Origin of the sequence: Oceanimonas sp. GK1 (genome assembly GCF_000243075.1) — a bacterium.
Lineage (GTDB): Bacteria > Pseudomonadota > Gammaproteobacteria > Enterobacterales > Aeromonadaceae > Oceanimonas.
This window is the reverse complement of record NC_016745.1, coordinates 139243-151822: the sequence shown is the minus strand read 5'-3', so window position 1 is coordinate 151822 and position 12580 is coordinate 139243. Positions and strand designations below refer to the sequence as shown.

The 12580-nt window shown below is 63.4% G+C and carries 10 protein-coding genes; 6 read left to right on the top strand and 4 right to left on the bottom strand.

Annotated elements, in window-relative coordinates; genetic code table 11:
• Positions 1–75 precede the first annotated feature (75 nt).
• Positions 76–864, top strand: a complete 789-nt coding sequence (gene tcdA / locus GU3_RS00705) for a tRNA cyclic N6-threonylcarbamoyladenosine(37) synthase TcdA (protein ID WP_014290635.1) — start codon at positions 76–78, stop codon at positions 862–864.
• Positions 865–911: 47 nt separating this feature from the next.
• Here the strand turns inward: tcdA and csdE are convergent, their stop codons facing one another.
• On the bottom strand, positions 912–1331 hold the full coding sequence (gene csdE / locus GU3_RS00700; protein ID WP_014290634.1) for a cysteine desulfurase sulfur acceptor subunit CsdE: 420 nt from the start codon (positions 1329–1331) through the stop codon (positions 912–914).
• On the bottom strand, positions 1331–2545 hold the full coding sequence (locus GU3_RS00695; RefSeq protein ID WP_014290633.1) for an aminotransferase class V-fold PLP-dependent enzyme: 1215 nt from the start codon (positions 2543–2545) through the stop codon (positions 1331–1333). The genes csdE and GU3_RS00695 overlap by 1 nt, the downstream gene beginning before the upstream one ends.
• A 360-nt stretch (positions 2546–2905) precedes the next feature.
• Between GU3_RS00695 and rep the strand changes: the two genes are divergently transcribed.
• Positions 2906–4921, top strand: coding sequence for a DNA helicase Rep (gene rep / locus GU3_RS00690; RefSeq protein WP_014290632.1), 2016 nt, complete (start codon positions 2906–2908; stop codon positions 4919–4921).
• A gap of 64 nt (positions 4922–4985) precedes the next feature.
• Here the strand turns inward: rep and GU3_RS00685 are convergent, their stop codons facing one another.
• Entirely contained in the window at positions 4986–5447 is a 462-nt protein-coding gene (locus tag GU3_RS00685; RefSeq protein WP_014290631.1) for a cytochrome c5 family protein, read from the bottom strand.
• 161 nt (positions 5448–5608) lie between these two features.
• On the opposite strand from GU3_RS00685, the gene GU3_RS00680 reads away from it, so the two are divergent.
• Both GU3_RS00680 and GU3_RS00675 read left to right on the top strand, forming a co-directional pair.
• Positions 5609–6130 (top strand): MarR family winged helix-turn-helix transcriptional regulator, encoded by a 522-nt coding sequence (locus tag GU3_RS00680; protein ID WP_014290630.1) that lies wholly within the window; start codon positions 5609–5611, stop codon positions 6128–6130.
• A 150-nt stretch (positions 6131–6280) separates the two neighbouring features.
• Entirely contained in the window at positions 6281–6901 is a 621-nt protein-coding gene (locus GU3_RS00675; RefSeq protein ID WP_014290629.1) for a glutathione S-transferase family protein, read from the top strand.
• Positions 6902–6926: 25 nt separating this feature from the next.
• Here the strand turns inward: GU3_RS00675 and GU3_RS00670 are convergent, their stop codons facing one another.
• A complete protein-coding gene (locus GU3_RS00670) occupies positions 6927–7823 on the bottom strand; it encodes a DMT family transporter (protein ID WP_014290628.1) in 897 nt (298 codons plus the stop codon).
• Positions 7824–7948: 125 nt separating this feature from the next.
• Between GU3_RS00670 and sbcD the strand changes: the two genes are divergently transcribed.
• On the top strand, positions 7949–9166 hold the full coding sequence (sbcD, locus tag GU3_RS00665; RefSeq protein WP_014290627.1) for an exonuclease subunit SbcD: 1218 nt from the start codon (positions 7949–7951) through the stop codon (positions 9164–9166).
• Positions 9163–12573: an SbcC/MukB-like Walker B domain-containing protein gene (locus GU3_RS00660; RefSeq protein WP_014290626.1), complete on the top strand. Its 3411-nt coding sequence runs from the start codon at positions 9163–9165 to the stop codon at positions 12571–12573. The genes sbcD and GU3_RS00660 overlap by 4 nt, the downstream gene beginning before the upstream one ends.
• Positions 12574–12580: the final 7 nt, after the last annotated feature.

Sequence of the window (12580 nt, the reverse complement as noted above, 5' to 3'; positions counted from 1 at the left end):
TTTAGTCCCGAGTCCCTAATCCCCAGTCCCGGTGACTTTGATATAATGCCCCGCTAAAGCGAGGGGAGTGATGAAATGAGTTTTGACGAGCGTTTCGGGGGTATTGCCCGCCTGTATGGTGCCCGGGCCCTGGCCCGCTTTGCCGAGGCCCATGTGTGCGTGATCGGCATTGGCGGCGTGGGCAGCTGGGCGGCGGAAGCCCTGGCGCGCTCCGGCATTGGGGCCATTACCCTGATCGACATGGACGATATCTGTATTACCAATACCAACCGGCAGATCCATGCCCTGCATAACCAGATTGGCGCGGAAAAGACCCAGGCCATGGCTGAGCGCATTGCGCTGATCAACCCCGACTGTCGGGTTACCGTGGTGGATGACTTTATCGGCGCCGATAATCTCGCCGAGCACCTGCTGGCGGGCTTTGATTACGTGGTGGATGCCATCGACTCGGTGCGGGCCAAGGCGGCGCTCATTGCCTTTTGCAAGCGCAACAAGATTCCGGTGATCACCGCCGGCGGTGCCGGTGGCCAGGTTGATCCTTCCCAGATCCAGTTAAAGGATCTCAGCAAGACCATTCAGGACCCTTTGGCCGCCAAGGTGCGGGGCGAGCTGCGCCGGCTCTATAACTTCAGCAAGAATCCCAAGCGCAAGTTTGGCGTGGACTGTGTGTTTTCCACCGAGCAGCCCCGTTACCCGGACGGCGAGGGCGGCATCTGTAGCGCCAAGCAGGAATCGGACGGCACCATGAAAATGGACTGCGCCTCCGGCTTTGGTGCCGTTACCCACATCACCGCCACCTTTGGCTTCTTTATGGTCAGCCGGGTGCTTTCAAAGCTGGCCACCAGAGAAGAGCGTGAGGGGTAAAGGGTGAGGAGGAAAACACCTGACTCTTTACGCCTCACCCCTCACGTTCATTTACAGCTTTGTTTGATGGCGGTCACCACCGCTCTTAGGCCGTTGCCCCGGGACGGGCTCAGGTGGTTGAGCAGCTGCAATTCCTCGAAATAGGCATCCATATCAAAGGCGGCAATGTCGGCGGCGGTCTTGTTGCTGAGGGCCGCCAGCACCACCGCCATCAGGCCTTTTACAATGCGGGCGTCCGAGTCGCAGTGAAACTGCCAGCGGCCCCGTTCATCCTGCTTTGCCACCAGCCAGGCCTGGCTTTCGCAGCCGTGAATGGCGTTGGCGTCGACCTTATCTTCTTTGGGCAGTGCTGGCAGCTGTTTGGCCAGCGTGATCAGCTGTTTGTAGCGGGCTTCCCAGCCCTGGGCAGCGGCAAACAGGGCGCGCACTTCGGTATCGGTGATGGTGGTGCCAAAAGGGTGGGTCATCAGAGCAGCTCCCGGGCCTTGTCGATGCCGGCCAGCAGGGCGCCCACGTCATCGGCGGTGTTGTAAAAGGACAGCGAGGCGCGCACGGTGCCGTTTTTCAGCCCCAGTGCCTGCATCAGCGGCATGGCGCAGTGATGACCGGTGCGCACGGCAATACCCTGCATGTCGAGCAGGGTGGCCAGATCCTGGGGGTGTACTTCGTCCATGACAAAGGACACGGCGCCGGCCTGAGGCCGGCCGATGACGCGAATGTCGTCCATGGCGGCCAGACCATCCAGCAGTTGCGTCAGCAGCGCCTGTTCGTGGTGCAGCAGTGCGGCCCGATCCAGCCCCTGCAGGTAGTCCACCGCCGCGCCCAGGGCGATGGCACCGGCAATATTGGGGGTGCCCGCCTCGAATTTGAATGGCGGTGCGGCAAAGGTGGTGTGCGTAAAACTCACGGTCTTGATCATCTCGCCGCCGGTCTGCCAGGGTGGCATTTTCTCCAGCCAGTCGGTTTTGCCATAGAGCACACCGATGCCGGTGGGGCCAAACATCTTGTGGCCGGAGAAGGCGTAAAAATCGCAGCCAAGGGCACGTACGTTCACCGGGAAATGGCCCACTGCCTGAGCGCCGTCGACAAGGGTGACCGCACCCACGGCTTTGGCCATGGCAATCAGCTCCGCCACCGGGTTCACCTGGCCCAGGGCATTGGAGACATGCCCTACGGCCAGCAGCCGGGTGCGCTTAGTTATAAGCCGTTCGGCGGCGGCCAGGTCCAGCTCGGCGTGCTCGGTGAGGGGAATGACCTTCAATAGGGCGCCGGTGGCGGCGGCCACCTGCTGCCAGGGCACGATATTGGCGTGGTGCTCCGAGGTGGACACCAGGATCTCGTCACCTGCTTTCAGGAAATGCCGGCCAAGGCTGAAGGCCACCAGGTTGATGGCCTCGGTGGTGCCCCGGGTCCAGATAATCTCGGTGGGCGAGGACGCGTGAATAAAGCGCGCCACTTTTTCCCGGGCCTGCTCAAAGGCGCGGGTGGCCTGGCCGCTCAGGGCGTGAGAGGCCCGGTGCACGTTGGCGTTGGTATCCCGGTAGTAATGGTTGAGCGCGTCCAGCACCGGTTGGGGCTTCTGGGTGGTGGCGGCGTTGTCGAGATACACCAGCGGGTGGCCGTTAACGATTTGCGCCAGGGTAGGGAAGTCGCGTCTGAGTACTCGAATATCCACGATCATGCACAGTCATAAGAAAAAACTCCCGGGATCATGAGCCAAAGCCGGGCCGATGACAAGGCGCCCTTCACCCGGCGCCGTCATGGCGGTAAAATCACCGCCTTCAAAATATCATCAAGCCAGTTGCTGCATATGAGCAGAAGGGTAAAGGAGAGGGTTTCACGACCGATCAAATGCCAGGGACGGCATTTGCCGAGCGTTACAGGGGGCGAGCTTGCTTGCCGTGACGAGCTCATGAAGCCTGACCGAACATCCAGTGAATGTTCGCAGCAGACTTCATGAGGGAGTGGCATTTATTGAAGCGTGTCGTGAAACTGTTCCTTTGCCCTGAGAGCCGGACAATCAGCGCAAACAGGAGCCGCCATGAAACTCAACCCCGCCCAGGACGACGCCGTTCGCTACATCGCCGGACCCTGCCTGGTGCTGGCCGGCGCCGGCTCCGGCAAGACCCGGGTGATCACCAATAAGATCGCCTACCTGGTGCGCCAGTGCGATTATTCCGCCCGGCACATTGCCGCCGTGACCTTTACCAACAAGGCGGCGCGGGAAATGAAGGAGCGGGTGGCGCAGACCCTGGGCAAGCACGAGGCCCGAGGCCTGATGGTGTCCACCTTTCACACCCTGGGGCTGGAGATCATTCGGCGCGAGCACAAGACCCTTAACCTGAAGGCGGGCTTTTCCCTGTTTGACGATCAGGATCAGCTGGCGCTGATCAAGGAATTGACCGAGAAGGAGCTGGAAGGCGACAAGGACAAAATTTCCCGGCTGTTGTCCACCATCTCCAACTGGAAGAACGATCTGGTGCTGCCGGCCCGCGCCGCCCGGCTGGCCACGGATCCCGAAACCGTGCTGTTCGCCCAGTGCTACGAGCGTTACCAGCGCCACATGAAGGCCTACAACGCCCTGGATTTTGACGATCTGATCCTGATGCCCACCCTGCTGCTCAAGACCAATGCCGAGGTGCGGTCCTGGTGGCAGAACAAGATCCGCTACCTGCTGGTGGACGAATATCAGGACACCAACACCAGCCAGTATGAACTGGTCAAGCTGATTGCCGGCGAACGGGCCCGCTTTACCGTGGTGGGGGACGACGATCAGTCCATCTATTCCTGGCGCGGCGCCCGGCCCCAGAACCTGGTGCTGCTGAAGGAGGACTACCCCAGCCTCAGGGTGATCAAGCTGCAGCAGAATTATCGATCCCGGGGGCGCATTCTGCAGTGCGCCAATATTCTGATTGCCAACAATCCCCATGTGTTCGAGAAGCAGCTGTTCTCGGAAATGGACTACGAGGCGCCGGTGCGGGTGTTGTTCGCCAAAAGCGAAGAGCACGAGGCGGAGCGGGTGGTGGCCGAGATCATGGGCCACAAGTTCATGAATGCCAGCAAGTTCGGCGATTACGCCATCCTCTACCGGGGCAACCATCAGTCCCGGCTGCTGGAAAAGGCGCTGATGACCAACCGCATTCCCTACAAGATCAGCGGCGGCACCTCCTTTTTTTCCCGCACCGAGATCAAGGACATCATGGCCTACCTGCGGCTGCTGGTGAATCCGGACGACGACAACGCCTTTCTGCGGGTGGTGAACACGCCGCGGCGGGAAATTGGCCCCACCACCCTGGAAAAGCTGGGCACCTATGCCAACGGTCGGGGCAAAAGCCTGTTTGCGGCCAGCTTTGAGCTGGGGCTGGAGCAGAGCCTCACCGGCCGGGGGCTGGTGGCGGTGCGGGCCTTCAGCGACTGGCTGGTACGGCTGGGGGATGAAGCCGCCCGGGGCAACGCGGTGGAAGCGGTGCGTGACATGATCAAGGACATTCACTATGAGGAGTGGCTGTATGAGACCTCACCCAGCCCGCGAGCGGCGGAGATGCGTATGCAGAACGTGTCCACCCTGTTCAAGTGGGTCAGCCAGATGCTGGAAGGCTCGGATCTGGAAGAGGCCATGACCCTGCCGCAAGTGGTCACCCGCCTGACCCTGCGCGACATGATGGAGCGGGGCGAAGACGAGGACGACGGCGAGCAGGTGCAACTGATGACCCTGCACGCCTCCAAGGGCCTGGAGTTCCCCTTTGTGTTTATGGTGGGCATGGAAGAAGGGCTGCTGCCCCACCAGAGCAGCATCGACGAAGACAACATCGAGGAAGAGCGGCGACTGGCCTACGTGGGCATTACCCGGGCCCAGCAGGCGCTCACCTTTACCCTGTGCCGGGAGCGGCGGCAATACGGTGAAACCATTCGCCCCGAGCCCAGTCGCTTTTTGCTGGAACTGCCCCAGCAGGATCTGGACTGGGAGCACAACCGCAAGCCGCCGAGTGAAGGGGAGCGGATGCAAAAGGGCCAGGCCGGCGTGGCCAGCCTGCGGGCGCTGCTTGATAAGAAATAGTGAGGGATGAGGGCAATAAAAAAGCCGCATGACTGCGGCTTTTTCACTGTTTGACCTGCAGGACTTAAATGGCGTCCAGCATATAGTCAACGGCGTTGGCGATCTCTTCGTCGGAGCAGTTGCCACAGGCACCGCGCGGCGGCATGGCGTTAAAGCCGTTGATGGCATGGCTCAGCAGGGTATCGCGACCCTTGTCGGCGCGCGGACCCCAGGCGGCGGCATCACCCTTGATCGGGGCACCGGCGGCACCGGTGCCATGGCAGGCAGCGCAGGCGGCAGTGTAGACCGCTTCACCGCTGCGGGGCTCGGCGGGTTCGCCGCTGTCGCCGGCGGCGGCAGTGTCGACGATGCCTTCCAGATCGGCGGCGGTATAGACGCTGCCCACCGGTTTGGTGCGCTCGGCAATGGCTTCAGGCGACATATCATTGGCGGCGTAGGCCATACCACTCAGCGAAGCAGCGGCAACACCGGCAAGCAACAGGTTTTTAAACAGGCTCACCTTTTCATTCTCCCAGTTGGCTTTCATTGTTTTCCGTTAAACCCGGCGAGTATACCCCAAGAATCATGGCCATTAAATGCGCCGTGCGGCGAATATCCCGATATCGGCCCGGGGCTTAGGTCCCGGGCTTTATGTTATGATGTAGATTGTCTTGATATCAAAATGACGTCCAGGAAGAACCAAGAACAATGAACAACAACCACACGCAACATACCGACGGCATCATGGATCAGATTGATCGCATCGTGACCCTGTGGCAGCGGGCCCGTCCCGATCTGAATTTTGACAGTACCGAAGTTATCGGCCGGGTGGTGCGGCTCGAATATTTCATCACCCGCCGGGTATTGCAGGATCTGGCCCGCTTTGATCTCAACGTCGGTGAATTCGATGTGCTGGCGGCCCTGCGCCGGCATCCGCCCGCGTTTCAGCTGTCCCCCAACCAGCTGCAGAGCATGGTGCTGATCTCCTCGGGGGCGCTGACCAACCGCATCAACCGGCTCGAAAGCCGGGGGCTGGTGACCCGGGCCCAGGCGGATCACGATCGCCGCGGCGTGATCGTCACCCTCACCGACGACGGTTTCAGGGTGGTGGAAGAAGCGGTCAGCAACCACCTGGCCGCCGAGGCCGAGCTCGCCGGCGTCCTGTCGGCGGATGAGCAGCAGCAGTTTGCAGCCTTGCTCAAAAAAATGCTGCTGGCGGTCGAAGACTGAGGCTCCGCTCACTGTTCCGGTATCCGGTTGGCGACATTTCCTGGTGAAGCGTCGCCAATTTTCCATTCCCTGCCAATACTTGATGTAAGTTCACGGCGGCGGCTTCAGCGCCGTCGTGGCGTTGTTGCCGTATCAAGGAGGCCTTATTCGATGAAGTTGTATTACAAGCCCGGTGCCTGCTCCCTGGCTCCGCATATTGTACTGTGCTGGCTGGAGCTACCCTTTGAGCTGGAGCTGGCGGACACGCGGGATCCGGCGTTTCTCAAGATCAATTACATGGCGGCGGTACCGGTGCTGATGACCGACGACATGGGCGCTCTCTACCAGAACAGTGCCATTCTGCGCTATCTGGCCCGCTTGCCGGAGGGCGGTCACCTGGGGCCGGGCAGCGACCCTGTGCTGCAGTATCAGTGCGACTACTGGCTGAGCTTTCTCAATGCGGATGTCTACCACGCCTTTGTGCCTTTTTTTGCGCCCCAGAAATATACGTCCGATCGCAGCTTTGCCGCCCATGAGGCCATCAAGGCAGCGGTACCCGAGCGAGTCGCGCCCTTTCTGCAGCGCATGGACAACCACCTCGCCAGCCGCACCTGGTATATGGATGAGCACCAAAGCATTGTCGATGCCTGCGCCTTTGCCTATGAATACTGGGCCACGCAAGTGCTGCCCCAGGGGCTGGCGCCCTACCCGCACCTGGCCCGGCACTTTCAGGACATGAAGGAAGATCCGGGCGTGCGCCGGGCGCTGGGGGCAGAAGGACTCAGCCTCTAATCGTTATGGCCCTGGCGGCCAGTTCCTAACGAGTCACAATCAACGCCGTGCCAATCACGGTGGCCAAGGCGCCCAGCCAGGCACCACCGGCGGGACGGCGTTTCATGATGAGCCACAGCAGAGGCAGCACCAGTACCGGGCTCACCGAGCTCAGCATGGCCACCATGCCCACCTCACCGTAACGTAACGCCAGCAAAATCAAGGTCATGCCTACGCCCATGGCGAGAAAGGCATTGAGTGCCACCATGCCGAACACCGGCCAGTTAATGCGTTGCAGCGGCCGGGCGATTGCCAGCCCGGCCCACAACAGCGCCAGGTGCGCCACAAAGGCGGTGCTCATGCGCACCGCCGAGGCGGCCACCGCGTCGATATCTCCTTCCATCACCGGCTTGACCATCAGGGTTGCCACCGACTGGCACAGGGCCGACAGCAGCCCGAGGGCGATGCCCGGCCAGGGATTGCCGTTGTCCTGCTCCCAGGCATGGGTTTCATTGCCCCGTTTGCCAAGGAAGATGGCGGTCATCACGCCGCCCACCAGCAGGCCGCCCCCCAGCAGCGCCTGACCGCCGATGCGTTCATCAAACAGGGCATAGCCCAGCGCCACGGAAAACAGCGCATGGGTGGCAAAGAGCACGCTGGCCCGGCGCGGGCCCAGCCGGTTCATGGCGGCATAGAGGGCGGTATCACCGATAAAAATGCCGATCAGTCCCGACAAGGCCATGATGCCCAGGCTGGCGGTGTTCAGGCTGGCCCAGCCACCGGTCACCAGGGCGGCGCTCCACAGCATGAGGCTGACGCAAAACATGCGCCAGCGGGAATAGGCAAAGGCCCCCAGATGACGGGCGGCGCTGGCCGACAGCAAACTGGACACGGCCCAGCAGGCGGCGGCGGCCAGGGCGAGAAAATCGTAGGAAAACGGCATGGGGCAACAAACCAAAAGAGAAGGGCGTCAGTCTAGCAAGTTTGGCGACAAGGCCAAGGCCAATTGCACCGCCGCGGAGGAGCGGGTTTAATAGCCGGCAAACCCGAACGCACACAAGGGCCTTCATGCGCATACTGCATACCTCCGACTGGCACCTGGGCCAGCATTTTATGGGCAAAACCCGCCTTGACGAGCACACCGCCTTTCTTGACTGGCTGGTTGAACAGGTGAACCGCCATGAGGTGGACGCGCTACTGGTGGCCGGTGACATCTTCGATACCGGCACGCCCCCCAGCTATGCCCGCGAGCTCTACCACAACTTTGTGGTGGCCATGAGCCGCACCGGCGCCAGCCTGGTGCTGCTGGGCGGCAACCACGACTCGGTGGCCATGCTCAATGAATCCCGGGAACTGCTGGGGGCGCTGAATGTGCGGGTGATCCCCGGCGCGCTGGCGGAGCCGGAGCAGCAGCTGATTACTCTGGCCAACCGGCGCGGCGAGCCGGCGGCGGTGCTCTGCGCCATCCCCTTTCTGCGTCCGCGGGATCTGCTGGAAAGCCGGGCCGGCGACAGCGCCGACGACAAGGGCCGGGCCCTGCAGCAGGCCATTGCCGGGCATTATCAACAGCTGTTTGAGCAGGCGCAGGCCCGCCGTGTTGAACTGGGCGGCGAGTTGCCCATTGTGGCCACCGGCCATCTCACTACCGTGGGGGCCAGCAGCAGCGATTCGGTGCGGGAGATTTACATCGGCACCCTGGAAGCTTTTCCCGCCAGCGCCTTTCCCGCCGCCGACTACATTGCCCTCGGGCACATACACCGGCCCCAGAAGGTGGCCGGCTGCGAGCACATTCGCTATAGCGGTTCGCCGCTGGCGCTGGGCTTTGATGAAGCCGGCCAGCAAAAGGAGGTGCTGCTGGTGGAGCTGGCGCCCTCGGGCCTGCAAGGGGTTACGCCGTTGCCGGTGCCGGTATTTCAGCCCCTGGCGCGAGTGAGTGGCAGCCTGACCGAGCTGGAACGCCGGCTGCCCGAGGCGGCCGCCGCGGGCACGCCCGAACGGCCGGTGTGGCTGGAAGTGACCGTCACGGAAGACGACTACCTGAGCGATCTCCAGCCCAGGGTACAGGCCCTGTGTGAGGAGCTGGCGGTGGAGGTGCTGCTGGTACGCCGGGGCCGGCGCGAACGCGGCGCGACCCTGATGGCCGAGCAGAAGGAAACCCTGAGCGAGCTCACGCCGGAACAGGTGTTTGAACGGCGGCTGGCCGCCGAGGAGCTGGCGCCGGACGAGGCAACCGGGCTGCATGGCCTCTATGCCCGGGTATTGGCAGATCTGAAGGAGCATGCATGAAAATCCTGAGCCTGCGGCTGAAAAACCTCAACTCCCTGCAGGGCGAGTGGAAAATCGACTTCACTCAGTCGCCCTTTGCCGACAACGGCCTGTTTGCCATCACCGGGCCTACCGGCGCCGGCAAAACCACCCTGCTCGACGCCATCTGCCTGGCGCTTTATCACGAGACGCCGCGAATAGGGACGGTGTCGGCCACCAGCAACGAGCTGATGACCCGGCACACCGCCGACTGCCTGGCGGAAGTGGAGTTCGAGATTAAAGGCGAGGGTTACCGGGCCTTCTGGAGTCAGCGCCGGGCCCGGGGCAAGGCCGACGGCAAGCTGCAGGGCCCCAAGGTGGAGCTGGCCAGGCGGAACGGGGAAATTCTCACCGACAGAATCAACGACAAGCTCAGGCTGACGGAAACCCTCACCGGTCTCGACTTCGGCCGTTTCACCAAGTCCATGATGCTGGCCCAGGGCGGCTTTGCCGCCTTTTTGCATGCCGGCGCCAACGAACGCGCCGAACTGCTGGAAGAGCTCACCGGCACCGACATTTACGCCCGCATTTCCCAGCGGGTGTTTGAACAAACCCGGGAACACCGGCAGGCGCTGGCCCGGCAGGAAGCCCAGTTGCAGGGCATGGCCCTGCTGAATGAAGAAGACCGCCGGGCCATTGAGCGGCAGCGGGAGCAGGCCGCCCGCGAGCTGGCCGAGGGCCAGCGAGCGCTACAGCAAGCCCGGGACGCATTGCAGCACCGGCAGCAATGGGATCGGTGCGAGCAGCAGCTGGCGCAGGCAAGCCAGGCCCATCAACAGGCGCAGGCGGCGCTAACCGAGGCCGCACCCGAACAGCGTAAACTGGAACAAAGCGAGCCCGCGGCCCGGCTCCAGCCCCAATGGCAGCAGCAACAGCAGCAGCAGGCCAGCCTGGCTGCCTTGAGCACTCAGCGGGAGCGGCGTGAGGCCGAGCTGGCCCGTCTGACGGCAGAACGCGCTCAGTTCTGCTGGCGAGGGCTGTCGTTCAGCCGTCAGCATCAGCAGGCCTTGCAGGCGCTGGACAATGAGCTCGAACAGCAACTGCAACAGCGGGCGGAGGCCATGGCCGCCAACGTCGCCGGTGAACGGCTGGGCGAGCAACTGGCGGGCTGGCGTGCCAGTGTGGGCCGGCTGACCGACCTGCAGCGCCAGGCGGGCGAGCGGCAGGCCCGCCGGCAGGAGCAACAACAGCAGCAAGAGGCGTTGCAGCGGCAAGGCCGGAACCTGGCGGAGCAGCTGGCCGACGCCACGAAGCGACGACAACAGGCGGAGCTGCAACATCAACAGCAGCAGCAGGCGCTGGCGGGCCTGCTTGGTGACGAGAGCGAACCGACCTTCAAGGCGCGGCTGCAGCAACTGCGCGGTGAACAGTCCCACTGGAGCGCCCTGCAGCAGGGCGCCGACTGGCTGGCCGGCCAGCAGGCCGAGCAGCGCCAGTTGCAGGACCGGCTCGCCACCCTGGAACCGGCCTGGCAGCAGGGTGAGCAACAACTGGCCCAGTTTCGCGAACACTACCGTTTGCTCAAGGAGCGGGTGCGGGACAAGACCACGCTGCTGGAACAGGAGCAGCTGATCCGCTCCCTGGAGCAACACAGGGCCCACCTGCAGCCCGGCGAGGCCTGCCCCCTTTGCGGCAGTGAGTCCCACCCGGCAATTGAGCGCTATCAGGCGTTGGACGACGGCACCGCCAGGGCCCTGGCCGAAGCGCGGGCTGAGCTGACGGAGCTGGAGAAAAACGGTCAGCTCCTGAGTCAGCAGCAGGCGGAGCGCAAGGCGGCGCTGGAGCAGGCCCGGCAGCGGCTGCAGGATCTGACCCAGGCCATTGACCAGCAGCTCGGCCGTCAGCAGTCGCTGTTGCAGCGGCTTGCGCTGACCGCCGAGCACTGGCCGGCGCAACTGGCGGAACGCCGCCATCGGCTGACGCAGCTGGAGACACTGACCGAGCAGCTGGAGGCGGCGCGGCAAGCACTGAGCGAGGCGGAACAGACGCGGCAGGCCGCCATCACTCACGTCGGCGAGCTGGAACATCAGACCCAACTGCTGGCTCAACGACAAGCGGCGTTGCAACAGCAGGCGCAGCAACTGGCGCAGGACGAGGAGCAAGCGGCTCAACAGGGTGAAGCGCTGCAACAGACCCTGAGCCGAACCCTGGCCGAGTTTGGCTGGGCCTGCCCCGAGGACTGGGCCGGCTGGCTACGGGACAGGGAACAGCAGTGGCAGCACTGGCAGCAGCAGCAACAGGCCGTCAACCAGCTGAAGGAGCAGCGCCAGCAACTGGCCTCCGGGCTGAATGAGGCGGCCCGTTTGGTCCGGCGCTGGCAGGAAAGCTGGCAGTCGCTGGAGCTGGCCGATGGTGAGCCGGTGACGGCGCCCGATCCGCTGGCGGCAGCACACGAGGCGGAGACTCGGCTTGCTTCACTGCATGATGAACTGCAACGCCAGAGCGCGCTGCTGGAGCAGGAGCGCCGGCAGCAGACGGATCTGGAGCGGGGGCTTAACGAGGCCCGAGAAGCCTGGCAACAGGCGCTGGCCGCCAGCCCCTTTGCCGACGAGGCCGCCTTTCTCGCCGCGCATCTGGAGGAGGACGAGCGCCGGCAGTTGCAGGCGCGGTGGCAGGCTCTGCAACAGGCGCAGGCATTGGCGGCAGACCGGCTGGCTCAGGCCGAGCAGGCCCGGCGGCAGCTGGGGGATAGCGCGCCCGCGGCCCTCGATGCACTGCAACAAGGAGAGCAGCAGCACCAGCAGGCCGTCAACCTGTTGCAACAGCAACTGGGCCGGCTGGACGAGCGTCTGGAGCACGATGCCGCCCAGCGCCGCCGGCAACAGGCGTTACTGGACGAAATTGAGCGGCACCGCCGTCAGTTGCAGCGCTGGGATCAGCTCAACAGCCTGATCGGCTCCGCCGATGGCGCCCGTTACCGCCGTTTCGCCCAGGGACTGACCCTGGAGCACCTGGTGTACCTGGCCAACCGCCGGTTGGCACGGCTGCATGGCCGCTACCGGCTGGCCCGCAACGACAATGCCGAGCTGGAGCTGGCGGTGATCGACACCTGGCAGGCGGACGTGGCCCGGGATACGCAAACCCTGTCGGGGGGGGAGAGCTTTTTGGTCAGTCTGGCGCTGGCACTGGCGCTGTCGGATCTGGTGAGCAGCAAGACCCGCATCGACTCGCTGTTTCTCGACGAAGGGTTTGGCACCCTGGATGCCGACACCCTGGAAGTGGCGCTGGATGCCCTGGATGCGCTCAACGCCAGCGGCAAGATGATCGGCATCATCAGCCATATCGAGGCGTTGAAGGAGCGGGTGCCGGTGCAGATCAAACTGAGCAAGGGGCAGGGGTTGGGGCTCAGCCGGCTGGCACCGGAATTCGCCTTTAACGGTGAGGGGTAAAGAAAGA